Below are 17,947 nucleotides of genomic sequence, written 5' to 3' on the forward strand. Positions count from 1 at the left end.
ACGCAGGTTCATCATATCGTCGGTCATCGGTGGTGTCCTTCAGGTTGGTTCTAAGCAACCCGACCCTACCGGAAATCACCGATGGCTACGAAACCCAGCTACACCACTCGCTGGGACACGATCCATCAAAGCACCGAGGAGGGGTATTCTTCAGCGACTAATATCGTAAGTCAGGACACGGAGATTGATCGACAAATGGCGATGCCGTTGGATTGGTCGAGCAGTATTGTCCCGCCCTGGTATCACCTTAGGATGCTGATAACTCGGATCATGGAGCCGGTTTTATCATGGACACGAAAAATTCATGAGGTCGGAAATCGGCTTCTCAGGTGGAGTTTATGGTGATTTTGGAAGGTACACTCCGGAATGCCCTAATACCTTTATCCCGTCGGGCCGAAGTTCGCCGTCGGGGGAAACGTGCCTGTACAGAGTTTGCCTCGACACCCGTAGTTCATCGCATAGATCGGCGACTACGGTCTCGGGTTGACCCATGGCGGCTTGAGCGAGGCGAACCTTGGCGGCAGTCATCCTGGGCTTTCGGCCACCAACACGACCGCGCGAACGGGCAGACTGCAGCCCGGCAATCGTTCGCTCACGGATTAATTCTCGCTCATACTCTGCCAGGGAAGCAAAAATCCCAAAGAGCAATTTGCCCTGAGCGGACGACGTATCAATGGGGGATTGTCCCGCGAGAACACGAAGACCTACACCACGTTTTGAGAGGTCATCGACCGTGTTCACGAGATGCCGAAGATCACGGCCCAACCTGTCTAATTTCCAAACTACCAAGATGTCGCTTGGCCGCAACGCTTTCACGCAGGAATTCAATCCCGGCCTGTCATCCTGCTTTCCTGATGCGAAATCCTCGTAGATCATACTCGGTTGTACGCCAGCGCTCAGCAGTGCGTCCTTCTGAAGATCAAGAACCTGAGACCCATCAGCTTTGGATACCCGAACATATCCAACCAGCTCACCCATAATGCAATTCCCCATGTCACCAAAACGGTCGTTTGTGTGACTCATGTTGAAGGCTGGTGGTCTGGGCCGCAAGATGTTCCATAGGCCGTCAGGTTTTCTATGTATCGTAAACGGTAGCCTACTCTTCGATATCAACCTCATCCTCTGACCGCTCGGTCTGCTCACCGATGTGAAGATCGAATTCCTGGAGGAATTCAGCTTCCTGTCGCGCAAGTTCGGCCTCGCGGGCGGAAACGAACGCGACCACATTCCTGTCCCTCAAGGCTTGAGCGCCAACGACATCAATGGCGTGGCTCTCCAATGCCAAGTTGTTGCCCGTGACGTTTGCTAGCTGATCACGGACTGATGCCCCATGAGAGCGCGGTAGGAGTATTCGATTTGCCGGACTACGGCTCTCGGCAACTCCCTCAGGCCTAAACACGTAGGGTAAGTCGCGCCGGTCAGGGTCGGCCATTAGCTCGGAGCCGTCAATCTCCTGGCCGGTGATAGGATCAATCACCTGACCTCTAACGATTTGAACAAGAAGCATCGCTCGAATACGTGCAGACCGCCTATCAAACGTCTTGGGAAAGGGTTTCAGTGGTCGATCAATGAATACCTTTTCGAAATATTGAAGGGCATTTTGATCGCTTGGTTGGTCCGCAAACGCTTCGAATGCGCGTACCGCCTTTTCAATGTCCGAGGAATTGGCGGAAGCAAACCAGCCCTCGAAGGACGTTGCCCAAAACCATCGCTTAAGATTATGCTGAACCGTTTTGAGATCGGGTTTGCCAATATCTTTGAACGTTCGAAAAAAAACTCCCAACAGAAACAGCTGAAATGCGTATGGCAGCAGGCGTCCGGTCCTGAAACCGATCTGACTATTAAGAAACTGCGCCCCAAGTCTTAAAGACTCGCGGACTGGTACCACGGCTGCCTTGATCGCATCCCTGGTGCTCGGAGTCGCCAGATTATCGAAATTCGGCTTCGTAAAATTCTGTTTGGCAGCGTGAAGGAGACTCTGAAGAATTATGTTCCGATTGATGTCGCCAAAGCCAAACTCATCCAGGCTTCCTAGTATCTCGTCGATCTTTTCCTCAAGATCGAAACCTTCATGGAATGTCAGAGCGGATGCCATCTCGTCAGCGCTAATCTTGCGCCCAGTCCTGTTCACTCTTGAGAAAATCGCCACGGCGTCATCGACCGTACCATCTTTCATTATCGTCAAGGGAATACGGTAATCTCGGATAGCACGCTGCACGTTGTCAGCACGATCTAAGAACAGCGCTTTCTGATCACTCGTGAAATGTTCACTCTCGTCGATGCGCCTGGCGAACCTTATGAATTCTGAGGTTCTCAAAACCGCTCTCAGAGGTAGTATTGCGGGATTGTCTACGTCATCAGGAAACCGCATCTGGCGCGTTTCATCTTTTTCGAGATCGAACGCAATATTCCACGCCAGCCGGTCAGAACGGGTGTTCGCATCCATGTTTGAAATATCTGGTAGACGTAGAACACCATAGAGCGTTGCCAGGCGCTGATGGCCATCCAATACAAACGATACGCCAGCGTTTCCAACTTTTTCCGGCGTCTGGATGGGGCCGATCTTGCCGAGAGATGGGACGTCGGCATCTCTAGGCTCCCACAAAAGCAGTGAGCCGATAGGATACCCGCTCAAAACGCTCTGAAACAGCTCTCGCATCATTTGTGGCGTCCAAACGTAGGGCCGCTGAAACTTCGGAATGCGAATGCGCCCCTCATCGATATCCCGGAGCATCACGTCGAGCGAGATAATATCAGGTCGCGCACTTGCTGCCGGGGCCTGACTAGTGTTTTGCATCTCGTTTGTCTCCTCGAACTCGGCTAAAGGTGATAGATTATTTTCACGAGCAAGTCATTGATTTCGTTCTTTTGAGTCGATGTAAGTTGGCCGGTCTCACCCGGCCCGCATCTATATCCATTCTCCATATAAATAGATGACAACCGTTCTCCAAATCCGGCATGAACCACATTCCACACGGCTGGGGACACATTCCGGTACAGGTCCCTTTCCTGTTGGGGGCGCTTTGCGTCAACCAAGAATGCAGCGTGCGGTTGAGGGCTGTCGTTTTCGTCTCTGAACCCTTTCTTCATTGGAAAATAGGTTCGCTCATCGTTACTGAGCGAAAAGAAACTGGTGGCCATTGAAGCGAGCCCGTCGGCCGCCAGCCGTCGCTCCATGTATTTTCGCGGAACGTAGTTCTCAATCGTTCTTCCAATCAGAATATGTGAGAAGGCGACATACTCAGCTACGCTTGATGTTACTTGAGAATTTGGCGAATGACCATTGAACTTTGCATCGCTGTCCAAGATCACACCAGCCCTAATATTCATTGTTCTGATAGGTTTATTGTCCCTGGGCCATACGCCATACGAAAGTGCTCTCGCAGACTTTGTAATTTGGCCTTTGCCTCCTGCGTGGCGGAACAAAAGACGTCCTGAATTGTAAGCCTTTCTGATTTTGTCTTTACCAAGCAATCGTGCCATCCAAAGGATGAAACTGCCATCTGAGCTTTCGTCCTCGACGATCAAATGGAAGGGTTGGGCCAAGATTATCAAGGCCCCGAAGGGATGAATTCTTACAGCATTGGAAGCTTCAATAATTCCTTCGTGAGGAGCAGAATCGTCGATGTGAACAGTGATCTTGTCACTTGGCACCGATCTGCTTGCCGCCAAGGCGGAAGCACGAAGCATGTCAGGAACGAGCGCTCTAGTACCCTCGGCATTTCTTAGCCATGCACTCCGAATGACGGCATTCAACTCACTTAGATCGAATGTCAAAAACTCCGAATGATGTTGAACAAAATCGAAGACGACATCCAGGTAGGAATGCCAAATGGTGTTGGAGAGAACGGTCGGATTGATCCTTATCTGCACGTCAGCCCTCTTGCTTTGTTCTATCAAGATTGGACGCAGCAGCCTTCAATAGAACAAGATCGTCAAAAGCTTCATTGAATACCCCCGATGGCCAAGCATCTGGTGAGCCATACTTGTCAAAAGAAATCGAACGGATCGGCTCGATTTCCTCGCCTTCGTCGGCTTGGTGACCGATTGATATCAGCTGAACGTCAGAGGCATTTAATGTCCTTTCCGCAATTCTTCTCCTTATCCTGGTGATGACCTGTTCGGAATGCGTTTCGCAAATTTGGACGACCTCAGACGTTTGACTCGCAAGCTCAACGAAAAGATCGGCTACGGGGCCATGGGCGGCTGGATGCAAGTGCAGTTCTGGCTGCTCTACCATCGATATGGAATTCTTGATTAGGCCGGACTTAATACCGTATATTTGAGCAACGACAGGGAGAACCTGCGCAAAGCCTGCTCCGGTTTCCGACAATTCGACATCCACGCCGCGCAGGTTGTCGTGTACCATTAGGCGAGGGATGCCACCGGCCATCTGAATGACGACGCCATTGCCGTACATAAAGGTTTCAAACCATTTCCTTACCTGGTCGGCAACAACACCGTCACCGCGAAGCGAATTGTCTCCAAGGAAATCGAGCGCCAATTCCCCCTTCGGTCCGAGTGTCCGGACGCCTTGGCGTGGCAATCTCGCCAGCGAACCCTCTGCTGACCTAAATGGACCCAAATACCCAGGATTTTTGAGGGAGATTTCGAACAAATCTCGATACTCAGCCAATTGCCTCGAAAGTTCCTCGCTTTCAGACACGAAGCTAGGAAATAGCCCCGCGAACTTAACGCTTGAGGTAATAATATTGCCTTTTCTGTCTTTCACCAGAAATGAAGCGTTCGATGAACTGATATCCTCTGGGGTTGCTGCAGAAAATTCAATAATTGTCTCTCCGTTTTTAGTCAATTCGAACGATTCTGCTCCGAACGCATATTTTTCAACAATATGTCTAAGCGTTGTCTTGAATGATATTATGTTTGTACCATCTGATATTTCTAATCCTAGCATGAACGGTTGTGATGACCTCTGATATACTAGGTCTTCATACCGGTATCCGTGCGTTATTCCACCAAAATTCAAGTCCAGAAAGTGCTCTGAATCTCCAGAAAGACCGCCAGATATTAGAAGGGGCAGTCGAGTTATAAGGCTTTTTCCCCCACCGTTCTTGCCTATGACAACGTTGAGACGTTTCAGTTCGACTCGAACCTCGTCCTTGAAAGCCCGATAGCGTCCAAACATCAAAGCACTTGGTCGCATATTTCTGTCCCTCTCGCGATGCGGCGTTTATCTACCACAGGTTTTGAATCACATCTTATCGTTACTTGGCAACAGTCGCAGTTGTGGCCGACGGATTATTGCCCAATGATATGTGGAAACGTGTGCCGAGGGCTTCGCCTGATGCCAGTCATGTCTCCGTGACCACGGAGACAGCATACCAAGGGGCCTTGCCCCTGTGGAACCCCATACAGGAACGAAATGAAGACATCATCGATCAGGATACGCATTGCGGAGGAGGACAAGGCAAGGATCGAGCTGTTCGCGGAACGTATGAACTTGTCTATCTCCGAAATCCTTCGCCAGGCCGCCGCCTCAGCCGTTCGGGGAGAGGTTCCAGGAGCAAAAGAGCGTCGCGCGGCAACGGCCGTTCGACGTTCGTCTAATCACGTCCTCTCCATCCTCGACACAAAACCTGTCGAACTCGAATACCTGCGTTCGGCCGTTGCCGATCTCCGTATATCGGTTCGCGAGTTGGTGCTGTGCCGATGATTGTCAAAGGAATTCGTTTGCGCTCCTCGTCAGGCGTTGGTCGGACGGTCCGCCATCTTCAGAATGGCGACGATAACGACGCCGTTCACTTCGTCAACGGGACGCCAGAGGACATTCGGGATATGCATCGCGATGCTATTTCAGCCGGGTCGAAATACGCCGTTCGACACTGGATCATTGCACCTCATAGGCTCACCACCCGAGAGCAAATGGGCGCTGTACTTGGTCACCTGGCGAAAGAATTTGCTTTCGATCCAGGCCGTGCCGTGGTTGTGGAGCATCAAAAAAGACGGGTGACGGCGGATGCGACCGATATTCATTGGCATGTTCTCGTCGGGGAAGTAGACCCTGCGACCGGTCGCATCCTTGCGACATCCTACGATAGGATCAAACACGAACTTATTGCACGAATAGCCGAATTTTCCTTCGGCCATACCTTCGTCCCGGGAAAGCACACAGACACGGTCGTCAAGGGTTTGCGCAAGCGAAACCTGCATCACATCGCGAATAGGCTTGAACAATTCCTTGACACGTCAGCTCCCGTCCCAGCCGAGCCTTTTACCCATTCGCAGCACCAGGAAACGAAGCGCAAAGGCCACGACCTGCCTGCTTTGAGGCGAGTGGTAAGCCTTGCTGTCAGCGAAGCAAGCACCCCGGACGACATGCACCGTAGGTTGGCAAAAGTTGGACTGAAGGTTGTTGCCGGTCAGAAACCTGAAACATGGATTGTCGTCGAAAAGGACGCTGGAGCGCTGATCGGTGCTCTGCATCGGCTCGCGGGCCTACGAAAATCCGAAATCAACTTGTTTATGGATAGAACCGTACAGCCGGAAAGACAAGACAAGCGAGGCGCGACCCAAGTTGCGTCGCGGCGTCAAGGTTTACCAGCGCAGGACCGTGAACCGGGCACCCATGAACAAGATTTCGAACCAGCGGCCGTCGTTCAGGGCGTAGCGGCAAAGTTGGCGGAGTTGGAGCAATATGCCTCAAGGGCGTTGAACCGGACCATCCCGGATTTCAAGCCGACGACAGAAATGCGTCAGGCGAATGGAGCCAGCCGCGCCGCGAGGGACGATCTATCGCGCGAGGTGATACGACGCTCTGACCTGCAAAGACAGATTGCAGATATTCCGCCCCTCCGCTGGTGGTCGAAGTTCACCGGTTCGGCAGCGCGACGACGGCAGAAGAAGAAGGAACTGGAGAACGTGCTGGACGCGCTTGAAAGGGAAATCCGTCGAAAGGAAATGGCAGTCTCCGTTTGCCGTCGTAAGGAGGTTCTGGAGGAGAAAGCGGCCAAGGAAAGCCATGTCGCGACCGTCACAGACATTGTGCAGAAGCAGAAGGGTGCTCGATCAATGTTGGCGGTCCTGGAGGAAGCCCGCCTCATCATGGAGGAAAGGCCGGACATGGTTTTGAGGGGCTTGGATTTCGTGCTGTCCACAGCGAATGCAAGGGTTCAACGTTCCGAGAGGGTTGAAGACAAAATGCTTGACCTTGCGAGCATCGAAAAATCCCCTTAAGGGTCTTTGACGTGAGGCTCAAAAGCGTGTACCCATGCACGCACCCGGCGAGGCCTCGCTATTACGGGAAATCAATGGCTTACGGCCAGTTTGGGGGAGGGTCCCACCTTCTCCGCTAGCGCGATTAGCTACACGCTATCCGTTCCCAACAGCATTCCGTCGATCAGGGTCACACCTTACACGTCGAATGCCAATGCGAGGATAAAGGTGAATGGCGTATCGGTGGGGTCCGGAGTGGCATCCAGCCAGATCCCCCTTGTCGTCGGGAGCAGCACCGTTACTATTGTGGTCCTGGCGGAAGATGGCAACACGACACGGAGCTACACAATCACGGTCAACCGGGCTGTATCCTCGAATGCCGCCCTCGCCAACCTTACCGTGCCAGGCACGTCCCTCAGCCCGTCTTTCTCGTCGGTCACGACGAGTTACACGGCGACCGTCGTCAACAGCGTCACATCGACCACGGTAACACCGCTCGTCGCGGATCCGACCGCAACGGTCACTGTGAACAGCACGCCGGTAACCTCCGGCTCGCCTTCCAGCGCGATCAATCTCGCTGAAGGAGCCAACACCATCACCACGGTGGTAACGGCGGCAGACGGGGTGACCACGCGAACCTATACGATGACGATCACGCGCTCGGCGCCGCCACCGCCGTCGTCTGATGCGACCCTTGCTGGGATCGGCTTGTCGAACAGCCGTATCAGCCCTTCGTTCGCATCGGCCACGACAAGCTACACATCGTCGGTCGCAAACAATATTCCGGAGACCAGGGTTACGCCTTACGCATCGGACGCCGCTGCGGCGATAACGGTGAATGGGATATCGGTGGCCTCCGGTGCGAGGTCGGCTCCAATAGTCCTTGCTGTAGGCAATAATCCGGCCACCATCGTGGTGACCGCTCCCGATGGCTCCGTGACGCAGACCTACACGGTTACCATCAATCGCGCACCATCCGCGAATGCAGAACTCGCGGGCCTCAGCCTGTCGAGTGGTTCGCTCAGCCCATCCTTCGCCGCCGGTACGGCAAGCTACACCGCCTCCGTCCCGAACAGTGCCGCGACCATCACCGTAAGACCGACGTCAGCAGACCCGACCGCGACGGTGAAGGTGAACGGTACGACGGTGACCTCCGGTTCGGCCTCTACGGCGATCCCGCTTACCATCGGCAGCAACACGATCACGACGGTGGTGACGGCGCAGGACGGCACGACGACGAAGACCTATACGGTGACGGTTACCCGCCCCCTATCGTCGAACGCTGATCTTGCCGGCCTTAGCCTGTCGAGTGGCTCGCTCAGCCCGTCCTTCCATGCCGGCACGACGAGCTATACAGCCCCGGTCGCCAACAGCGTTTCGTCGATCACGGTCACCCCGACGGTCGCGGATGCCACTGCCACGGTAACAGTGAACGGCACACCGGTCTCCTCAGGCTCTCCATCTGCGGCGATCACTCTTGCTGTCGGCAGCAACACGGTCACGACGGTGATAACCGCCGCCGACAGCACGACGAAAACCTATACGGTCGCCGTCACTCGTGCCGCACCCGCATCAACGAATGCGGATATGTCGGGCCTTTCGCTGTCCAGCGGTACGCTGAACCCGTCTTTCGCAGCTGGGACGACGAGCTACACGGCCTCCGTCGCCAACAGCGTCACATCGATCACCGCAACACCGATGGTGGCGGAGGCCACCGCGACGGTGAAGGTCAATGGCAACGCAGTCGTCTCAGGCTCGGCCTCTGCAGCAATCAGCCTTGCTGTCGGCAGCAACACGATCACGACGGTGGTGACGGCGCAGGACGGCACGACGACGAAGACCTATACGGTGACCGTCACCCGCGCTGCGGCGCTTGCCACGAATGCAGACATGTCGGCTTTTTCGTTGTCGGGTGGCACATTGAGCCCTTCTTTCGCCGCTGGGACGACGAGCTACACGGCTTCGGTCGCCAACAGCGTCACATCGATCACCGCAACACCGATGATGGCGGACGCCACTGCTACGGTGAAGGTCAATGGCACCGCAGTCGTCTCCGGCTCGGCCTCTGCAACAATCAGCCTTGCTGTCGGCAACAATACCATCACGACAGTAGTGACAGCCCAGGACGGCACGACGACGAAGACCTATACGGTGACCGTCACCCGCGCTGCGGCGGCGGTTGTTGTTTCCCTGTCGCCGGCGGCCGGTGCGCTGCCTGAGGGGACCGTAGGCGTCGGCTATAGCCAGACGATCACGGCCTCGGGCGGTACCGCTCCCTATACCTACGCCATGACCGCCGGAACGCTCCCGGCGGGCCTGGCGATCGGCGGGTCCAGCGGTGCAATCACCGGTACGCCCACTACGGCGGTCACCGCCAACGTTACCATCACGGCGACTGATGCGAATGGGGCAACGGCTTCTGCCATCTATGCCTTGAAGATCAAGGCGTCGGTCGTGACATTCGCGTTCACGCCTGCCGGCGGCGCTTTGGCCGCAGCGATGGCTGGAGAGGATTACAGCCAATCCATCACGGCAAACGGTGGGGTCGCACCTCTGCTCTACAGCATCGCCTCCGGCACGCTGCCGAAGGGGATCGTGCTGAACATCTCGACGGGTCAACTGACCGGCCCGCTTGGGGCGGATGCCGACGTCGGTGAGCATGCCTTCACCATTCAGGTATCCGATCGCAACGGTGCAACCGGAACGGCGGCCTTCACGTTGATGGTCAAGCCGCGGACAGTTACGGTTTCCGACCTGGTCATCGAGGTGCCGGCCGGTTCCACGCCAGGTAACGTCTATCTCAACCGTGGCGCAACGGGCGGCCCGTTCACCGGTGCCGATCTGGTCTCCGTCGAACCGGCCAATGCGGGAACGGCCAGCATCATCCGCGGAGAGCTCGCACAGGCCGGTGCTGTCAGCGCGCCAGCCGGATGGTATCTGAAATTCGTGCCAGACCCGGCCTATTCCGGGGACGTGCGGGTCGCATACCGGCTCATCAGCGGACTTGGTGCTTCGGACACCGGCTTCGTCACCTACAGGCTGGCATATGACGCCGACAAGGTTGCCGGAGAGATCGATGCGCTCGTGCATGATTTCGTCCAAACGCGGCAGAACATGATCTCGTCGTCGATCAAGGTTCCAGGATTGCTGGAACGCAGGCAGATGATGCAGGCGACCGATTCCATCACTGCGCGCATGATGCCGTCGGAAGAGGGCATGACTGCAAGCTTCTCGACCAGCCTTGCTCAAATGGAAGCCGCCCGGGACAATGCCGACGGCCTGAACGGAGTGGTTGCGCCGCCATTCAATATCTGGATCGACGGCGTCTTCCTCGCGCACAATCGGGATGAAAATGACGGCCGCTGGGGCAGTTTCGCGATGATCAATACCGGGGCAGACTACCTGCTGACAGAAAAGGCGCTTGTCGGTCTCTCCTTCCATTATGATCGGATGACCGATCCGACCGACAAGGATGCAGAACTGACCGGCAATGGCTGGCTGGTCGGCCCGTATGCCTCGCTTGAACTCTCCCGCAATATCTTCTGGAATGCCAGCCTGCGGTACGGTGGTTCGTCCAACGATATCGATACCCAGTTCTGGGATGGGACGTTCGATACGACCCGCTGGATGGCTGACACGTCGATCGAGGGGCAGTGGAATCTCGACGAGAACACGGTCTTCACGCCCAACATGCGCATTGTCTATTTCTCGGAAAGCGTGGACGATTATAGCGTCAAGAACGGTGCGGGTGGGTCAATCGATATCGACGGGTTCGATGAAGAGCAATTCCGTGTCAGTCTTGGCGCCGAGATCGCCCGGTCCTTCACGCTTGAAAGTGGCGCGACGTTGACGCCGAAGCTGGGCGTGACCGCGGGCTTCTCCGGCATGGATGGATCCGGCGCATTCGGCTCGCTCGCCGCCGGCGTGACGGTGCAAACCAACTCCTGGTGGATGCTGGACGCAAGCCTCCTCCTTAATGTCGCCGACGGCGGCGAAACATCTGCAGGTGCACGCGTCAAAGCCGCCAAACAATTCTGACACGGGCGCGTCGAAACGGACGGCAGTGCCCTTGCACTGCCGTCTGGCTCCGTAAAGGTGGGGCATACCAAGATCTGTTCCTGCAGACACGGCTGACAGGTACGTCAGCGTTGTACAAAAAGCACGCAACGGTCTTGAGCGTCTTGCCGGATGTGCCGGCAATTGTTTGATAGCATGGCCACGCGTTGCCGGTGTGGCCGTTCAAATGGTCACGATGATGTGCGCGATATGGCACCGGCTGTCGAACCGGCATCGCAGCTCCATTTCTGGAGCCATTTGCAATCTTACCTCCCGAACCGGACACGCGCGCTGATGCTTACTTCCGGCCGGAAACGTCACTTAGGACGTGGTCCTCAGGTGGCGAAGAGCGTGGGGCAACATCCTCACGCCTGAAACCCGCGATTTTCGCCCACTGAGGTGTCAAGTCACCGGCTTTCTGACAGGCCACCCGCACCTATTTTTCAAAGTTCCCGTCTGCCGCCACTTTCCCGCCGCGCAGCGATCGCGATCGCAAATGCCGCTGCGCAAAGTGCTCCACTCGCGGCGATCAGGACGATGACAAAGGCGTGGTCGAAGGCGGTATTGGCCAGATGGAGGAGGCTTGAGGCAGCCTCAGCGGGCAGTGTTTCGGCGGCGAGCAGGGCTTCGTCGATGCCGTCGCGGGCTTTGTCGGAGATCGTCAACCCGGCCGGTGGGATGAACGAGGCGGTGTAGACGGCGGACATGAGGCTGCCGAGTACGGCGATGCCGATGGCCCCGCCGAGTTCGAAGGACACTTCCTCGATCGATGCCGCCATGCCGGCGCGATCTTCCGGTGCGTTGAGCATGATCGATGTCGATGCCGCCGTCATGGCGGCGCCGACGCCAAAGCCGAGGGCGACAAAAGCGGCGATCTGCGTCAGCGATCCTGTCTGATAGGTGAACAGGTAGGCGGCTATGCCCGCACTCGATAGGAGCAAAGATATCCACATCACCCGTTCACCGCCAAACCGGGGTACGGCCAGACCGGCCAGTGGGCCGGCGACAAAGGCGGCCAAGGGGATGGGGAGAATGAACAGGCCTGCCTGCAAGGGCGTCAGGCCGGCCACGAGTTGCAGCCGCTGGCTAAACACCAGTTCCAGGCCCACCACGGCTGCCGATGCGACGAGCGCGGCAACGACGCCGGAAGTGAAGCGGCGATTGCGAAACAGTGCGAAATCGATCAACGGCGCGACCGAGCGGCGCTGGCGGCGAACGAACAGGATGATAAAAACGAGGCCGATCGCAGCCGCGAGTGCAGCGGTCTCATAGGACGGTAGCCGCTTGCTGATTTCCTTGACCGCATAGGCGATACCGATCAGTCCGATCATGATCTGGACAGAGCCGATCATATCCCAAGGACTATCAGCGTTGCCCTTGCGGCTGGGAATGATGGTTATGGCCAAAACCAGCGCAGCGATGACGATCGGCACGTTGATCAGGAACACCGAGCCCCACCAGAAGAATTCGAGAAGGATGCCACCGACCACCGGGCCAAAGGCTGCGCCGCCGGACGCGACGGCGGCCCAGATGCCGATGGCGAGCGACCGTTCCCGTTCGTCCTCAAAGGTGTGGCGGATGATCGACAGGGTTGCCGGCATCATCATAGCGGCACCGACCGCGAGCAGTGCACGGGCGCCGATCAGCACCAGCGGTGCTGGCGAGAATGCGGCGGCGAGCGACGCAATGCCGAACACGATAAGACCGGCGATGAACAGGGGCTTGTGGCCAAGGCGGTCGCCCAGCGCGCCCATGCCGGGCAGGAGGCCTGCCACGACCAGGGCATATGCGTTGACGATCCAGAGCTTTTCGGATGCCGAAGCAGCGAGATCATGGGTGAGGCGCGGCAGTGCCGTATAAAGAACCGTCATGTCGATGACGATCAGGAAGAGCGCGCTGGACACGATGGCCAGGACCAGCCAGCGGTTTTGGGGGTACATTATTGTCACCATGCGAAGCCCTTTGGCTTCTGTTCTCGTTATATTTGCTTGCTGGGCGAGTTGATTGAATATAAATACATACGTATTGGATCAAATAAAGGCAAGTGGTATGGGTCGACGCAAGACGATCGATCGCGACCAGATTCTGGACGCGGCCGAGCAGATCGTAACCAAGCGGGGTGCTGGAGGGTTAACCATCGATGCGGTCGCCAAGGCGGTGGGCATCACAAAGGGTGGTGTTCAGTACAGTTTTTCGACGAAGGACGCATTGATCGAGGCGATGTTCGAGCGTTGGGGCAAGGCCTACGACGACCTGTTTCAATCAATCGCCGGGGACGATCCCAAACCGGTTGCGGCCGTTTCAGCCCATGTCGAAACCACACTTCGATTGGACGACGCAGCAAACGCCAAGGCGGCCAGCATGATGGCTGCGCTGCTCCAGACCCCGGAGCATCTTGGCTCTACCCGTGACTGGTATCGAAGCCGCATCGCCGGTCTCGATCTTTCGACCCGCGAGGGCCGTCAGGCACGATTGGCGTTTCTGGCCACCGAGGGTGCATTCATGCTGCGTTTCTTCGGTCTGATGGATATCGGCCACGAAGAGTGGGAAGGAATGTTCCACGATATTGCGGCGGCCGCAAAGGCTGGATGATTGGCGTAAAGGATAAGGGGCGAATGGGAAGCTAGCCTGGGGGAGGCTGTTAGATACGGATTGCCGCTTGGCACCGATGCCATGGTTGCAGGCATCACCGCCACCTGCCCGCCGTCGCCCAAACAATACCGGAAGCCAACGGTGTCATGCGCTACGGTCTTCACGTCCCCGAGTGCCGCGCCGGTCGCGCGGCCCGTTTCGGTGAAGTCCTGGGGGGCATAGGATAGGTCAAGAGTTAGCACGGCGTATCCGGCTTCGATCCTGCTGCGCTCTGACGGGCAGTGGTAACCAGTTCACCGGTAGATGCCGCAATTTTCACGTTTTTCACCACATTTTCGACCGGGTCTGCGACAAAAACGGCATCGAACATCGGTTCAGGCCAAGTCTCTCCGGACCGAACGGCTAGGTGCCTTTCGACCACATCGGGGTCAATGCCGTCACCTGTGGTGGGCCGGACAGGAGAGGCTCGGCGTCCTTCAGGTAGGCCGCATAGCTGTCTGTCTTCAGGAATACCTGGGCAGCTTCGGCGCTGGTGTATTGCTGGAATGCACAGATCGAATCCGGATCGCCGTTGTCGAAGCAATAAAAGTAGGCGATATGGCCCGGATTGGCGGCAATGGCGGGCGCCATGTGGGTTTCCCATACTTTTTGGACTGCGTCCCGTTTTCCGGGTTGGGTCTGGTGCTTGATGATCACTGCAAAGGACGTCATTGGGGTTCCTATCGATTGAAAAGGCTGGGTCAATTCGCGGGTTTCTGGAAAACGTTCAAGCCAATTTTCTTGATCTGATGCTTCAGTCAGTCGCATAGCTGCGTGCGGGCAAGGCTTTGGGGGAGTCAACCGAGGCGAACCAGCATCTTGCCGACATTCGCGCCCTCGAAGAGACCGATAAACGCTTCAGGCGCCTTCTCCAGGCCATGCACAACGGTATCGCGCAACTTGATGTGGCCGTCGCTGATCCAGCCGGACATGTCTCGCAGGAAGTCCGGCATCAGATCGACATGATCGGATACCAGCATGCCCTGCAGGGTGATGCGCTTCTCCACGGCAAGGAAGATATTGGCCGGACCGGCTGGTGCGCTGCCGGTGTTGTATCCGGAAATCATGCCGCAAAGGATGAACCTTGCCTTCGGATTGGCAGCCGCCAGCGCGGCCTCCAGATGGTTGCCACCGGCATTGTCGAAATAGACGTCGATGCCCTCAGGTGCAACTGCCGCCAGTGCCGCGCCGAGGTCCGGATTGTCGCGGTAGTTGATGGCCGCATCGATGCAGAGTTCGTTCGTTAGCCAGCGAACCTTGTCGTCCGAGCCGGCGGTAGCGATGACGCGGGCGCCCATGAGCTTGGCGATCTGTGCGACCAGGCTGCCGACCGCACCACTGGCGGCGGAGACAAACATCGTTTCGCCATGCTGCAGCTTGGCAATCCTCCTGAGGCCGGCATAGGCGGTGAGGCCCGGAAAGCCCAAGGCGCCGAGATAGGCCTGTACCGGGATCTTGCCCATGGCATCGGCCTCGATCTTCATGGCCGTGGCGGCGTCGATCAGTGCATGTGAGCGCCAACTGGAAAAATGCACCACCAGGTCACCAGCCTTCAGGGCTGGATCGGCCGATTGTTCGACGATTCCGACAGCGGCACCATCGAGCGCCTGCCCGAGCTGGAAAGGCGGGATGTAACTTTCACGATCCACCATCCGGCCACGCATATAGGGATCGACCGAGATCCACAGATTGCGGACCAGCGCCTGTCCCGGCTGGGGCGGATCGAGGCGGGTTTCGACCCGTTCAAAATTGCCGAGGTTGGGGAGGCCTGCGGGACGGCTCTTTAGATGGATTTCGAGGGCGCGGGTGACTGGGCTGGGCATAACGATCTTCTCTGGTTGGGATGCTTCTGTATCGAATGATTGGATGGTATGTTCGAATTCATCAGATAAAAATCTCAATTTTTCGACGCTAATGATCGATTTATTGAATGTTTTGGAGGCCGCATGCGCATATCCCTGGAGCAATGGCAGGCCCTGGTGGCCGTGGTGGAGCAGGGCGGTTATGCCCGGGCGGCAGATCACCTCAACAAGACGCAATCCACCATCAGCTATGCGGTGCGCCAGATCGAGGAGCGTCTCTGCGTCGGTGTCTTTGAAGTCCAGGGCCGCAAGGCGCAGCTCACCGAGGCGGGGCAGGTCCTGTACCGGCGCGGCAAGTCGCTGGTGAACGAATCCGCTCGGCTGGAGCGGGCTGCGGACAACCTGGCGCGCGGGCATGAGAAGGAGCTACGCCTGGCGGTGGAAAGCCTCTTTCCCATGGATCTGCTGCTGCGTTGCCTGCAGCGCTTCGCTGACGTGTTTCCGGAAACGCGTGTCGAGCTGTTCGAATCGGTGGTTGGAGGCACCGACGAGCTTCTGCTTGGCGGCCACGTCGATCTCGCGATCTTTGCCGATGGCGTGCCGCAGGGGTACACGGGCGACGTGCTGTTGAGATATCGGGCGCTGGCCGTTGCCGCACCGTCACACCCGCTGCATCAACTGCAGCGCGATCTCTCGGTGGAGGATTTGCGAGGGCACCGCCACCTGGTGATCCGTGATAGCGGGCAGCAGCGGCAGCGCGCCAGCGTCTGGAACGTTGCCGAGCAGCGCCTCACGGTCAGCCACAAATCGACCTCCGTGCGCGCCGCTTGTCTGGGCCTCGGCTTCGCTTGGTATGCCGAAGACTGGATCCGCGACGAACTGGCGAGTGGTGAGCTGCGAGCCTTGCCGATGATCGCTGGAGCCGAACGCTGGGGTGCCCTGTATCTGGTCTATCCTGATCCGGATGGGGCAGGCCCGGGCGCCCGGTGGCTTGGCGCGCTCCTGAAGGAGGAATCGGCGCGGGAGCGCGAAGCGGGATTTCATTGATATCTACGGGGTGGGCTGCGCTTGGCCAATCGACAATATCCTCGATCATAAGGCCCAGAGATTGGGGGGAACTGTCCCCCTGATGCCGATGAAACTCACCGGAGATGAAGCGAGCGGCATAGTGCAATGTGTATCGCGTGACCATCCGTTATTCCGACATCACCTGTCTGGTTATCCCGCCTGCTGAGCTGCCGAAAACCGTTCGCGATAGGCTGAGGGTGTCGAACCGATTTCGCGCCGGAACAACCGGTGAAGTGTGTCGGTCGTACCAAAGCCGCAGCGGGCGGCAATGCGATCCAGCGTCCAGGCGGTTGTTTCGAGAAACCGGCGGGCATGGTCGAGGCGCATGTCCAGCACATAGCGGGCAGGCGTCCGCCCGACATCATGGGTGAAACGGCGGGCAAAGCTTCGCTCGCTCATGGCGGCGCGGTCGGCCAGCGCCGATACGCTCAAATCCGCCTCGGGGTTATCGAAGATCCAGGGCAGCAGTTCCGCAAATCGATCGCCACTGCGCGCTTGCGCCGCCAATGTCGCGCTGAACTGCCGTTGGCCACCGGGCCGGTGCAGGAACAGGACGAGGTCGCGGGCGATCTCGGCCACGACCTTATGGCCAAGATCGGCCTCGACAAGGGCAAGTGCCAGATCGATGCCCGCCGTGACACCGGCAGAGGTACAGACCGGCCCATCGATCAGGTAAATGGCATCCGGATCGACCCGCGCCGTCGGGAAGTACCCCTGCAGAATGCCTGTCGCCGCCCAATGTGTCGTGGCCGCCCGTCCGTGGAGCAGGCCTGCCGCACCGAGAATGAAGGCGCCAGTGCAGATGCTGCCAATGCGGCGGGTATTTTTGCTGCGCTCGGCAACCCAGCCGACGATGACCGGGTTCATCGCGGCGTCGCGGATGGCCGGCTCGCTGCCACCGGCGATCAGGATCGTATCGACAGGGGCGCTGATTGCGTCGAGCGGCAAAACATCGGCGAGCGACAGGCCGGATGCGGTGACAAGTGTGCCGCCTTGCGGGGCAACGAGGCGGATCGTGTAGGCGTCCGGAACCAGGGCCGCGGCGCGCGTGAACACCGCCATGGGTCCGGCAATGTCGAGCGGCTCGACACCCGGAAATCCGACGAGGACGATGTCACGCGGCTTTCGCAGCGGCGGGTTTGGCCGAATATCCGATATCTGTGTCATATCCGCCAATAGCACGAATGGCTATTCTCGGTCTTGTGAAAACGGAATGG

The 17,947-nt window shown here is 57.6% G+C and carries 13 protein-coding genes and 1 pseudogene; 6 read left to right on the forward strand and 8 right to left on the reverse strand.

Translation table 11 applies throughout. The annotated features are described in order from the left end of the window. Window positions 1–336: 336 nt before the first annotated feature. The 4 genes from R6X40_RS13185 to R6X40_RS13200 all read right to left on the reverse strand — a co-directional run bounded on the left by R6X40_RS13185 (window position 337) and on the right by R6X40_RS13200 (window position 5,164). Complete coding sequence (locus R6X40_RS13185) at window positions 337–978, reverse strand: recombinase family protein (RefSeq protein ID WP_318414235.1); 642 nt, start codon at window positions 976–978, stop codon at window positions 337–339. Between the two features lie 118 nt (window positions 979–1,096). After that, a complete protein-coding gene (locus R6X40_RS13190; protein ID WP_318414237.1) occupies window positions 1,097–2,797 on the reverse strand; it encodes a DUF262 domain-containing protein in 1,701 nt (566 codons plus the stop codon). 23 nt (window positions 2,798–2,820) lie between these two features. Then, window positions 2,821–3,873, reverse strand: a complete 1,053-nt coding sequence (locus R6X40_RS13195; protein WP_318414239.1) for a hypothetical protein — start codon at window positions 3,871–3,873, stop codon at window positions 2,821–2,823. 1 nt (window position 3,874) lies between these two features. Continuing rightward, window positions 3,875–5,164, reverse strand: coding sequence for an AAA family ATPase (locus R6X40_RS13200; RefSeq protein WP_318414241.1), 1,290 nt, complete (start codon window positions 5,162–5,164; stop codon window positions 3,875–3,877). A gap of 219 nt (window positions 5,165–5,383) precedes the next feature. Between R6X40_RS13200 and R6X40_RS13205 the strand changes: the two genes are divergently transcribed. The 3 genes from R6X40_RS13205 (at window position 5,384) to R6X40_RS13215 (ending at window position 11,211) form a co-directional block, all read left to right on the forward strand. Next, window positions 5,384–5,674 carry a ribbon-helix-helix protein, CopG family gene (locus tag R6X40_RS13205; protein WP_318414242.1) on the forward strand — a complete coding sequence of 97 codons (291 nt, stop codon included), beginning with the start codon at window positions 5,384–5,386 and terminating at the stop codon, window positions 5,672–5,674. Then, on the forward strand, window positions 5,671–7,194 hold the full coding sequence (locus R6X40_RS13210; RefSeq protein WP_318414244.1) for a hypothetical protein: 1,524 nt from the start codon (window positions 5,671–5,673) through the stop codon (window positions 7,192–7,194). The genes R6X40_RS13205 and R6X40_RS13210 overlap by 4 nt, the downstream gene beginning before the upstream one ends. Before the next feature lie 90 nt (window positions 7,195–7,284). Further along, the gene (locus tag R6X40_RS13215; protein WP_318414246.1) at window positions 7,285–11,211 is read left to right on the forward strand and encodes a cadherin-like beta sandwich domain-containing protein; all 3,927 of its coding nucleotides are present in this window, start codon (window positions 7,285–7,287) and stop codon (window positions 11,209–11,211) included. Window positions 11,212–11,672: 461 nt separating this feature from the next. Here the strand turns inward: R6X40_RS13215 and R6X40_RS13220 are convergent, their stop codons facing one another. Then, window positions 11,673–13,169, reverse strand: coding sequence for an MFS transporter (locus tag R6X40_RS13220; RefSeq protein WP_318414248.1), 1,497 nt, complete (start codon window positions 13,167–13,169; stop codon window positions 11,673–11,675). A gap of 109 nt (window positions 13,170–13,278) precedes the next feature. Here R6X40_RS13220 and R6X40_RS13225 point away from each other — a divergent pair, with 109 nt between their 5' ends. Next, window positions 13,279–13,821 (forward strand): TetR/AcrR family transcriptional regulator, encoded by a 543-nt coding sequence (locus R6X40_RS13225; protein ID WP_318414249.1) that lies wholly within the window; start codon window positions 13,279–13,281, stop codon window positions 13,819–13,821. Between the two features lie 271 nt (window positions 13,822–14,092). After that, a pseudogene (locus R6X40_RS13230) lies at window positions 14,093–14,194 on the forward strand (IS481 family transposase); the annotation flags it as partial. A gap of 29 nt (window positions 14,195–14,223) precedes the next feature. On the opposite strand, the gene R6X40_RS13235 reads toward R6X40_RS13230, so the two are convergent. Both R6X40_RS13235 and R6X40_RS13240 read right to left on the reverse strand, forming a co-directional pair. Continuing rightward, complete coding sequence (locus R6X40_RS13235; RefSeq protein ID WP_318414250.1) at window positions 14,224–14,532, reverse strand: putative quinol monooxygenase; 309 nt, start codon at window positions 14,530–14,532, stop codon at window positions 14,224–14,226. A gap of 125 nt (window positions 14,533–14,657) precedes the next feature. Further along, the gene (locus R6X40_RS13240) at window positions 14,658–15,683 is read right to left on the reverse strand and encodes an NADP-dependent oxidoreductase (protein ID WP_318414251.1); all 1,026 of its coding nucleotides are present in this window, start codon (window positions 15,681–15,683) and stop codon (window positions 14,658–14,660) included. 123 nt (window positions 15,684–15,806) lie between these two features. Here R6X40_RS13240 and R6X40_RS13245 point away from each other — a divergent pair, with 123 nt between their 5' ends. Continuing rightward, window positions 15,807–16,709, forward strand: a complete 903-nt coding sequence (locus R6X40_RS13245; protein ID WP_318414252.1) for a LysR family transcriptional regulator — start codon at window positions 15,807–15,809, stop codon at window positions 16,707–16,709. 171 nt (window positions 16,710–16,880) lie between these two features. Here the strand turns inward: R6X40_RS13245 and R6X40_RS13250 are convergent, their stop codons facing one another. Then, window positions 16,881–17,897, reverse strand: a complete 1,017-nt coding sequence (locus tag R6X40_RS13250) for a GlxA family transcriptional regulator (RefSeq protein ID WP_318414254.1) — start codon at window positions 17,895–17,897, stop codon at window positions 16,881–16,883. Between the last annotated feature and the right edge of the window lie 50 nt (window positions 17,898–17,947).

This window comes from Rhizobium sp. PL01, from assembly GCF_033447125.1.
GTDB lineage: Bacteria > Pseudomonadota > Alphaproteobacteria > Rhizobiales > Rhizobiaceae > Pararhizobium.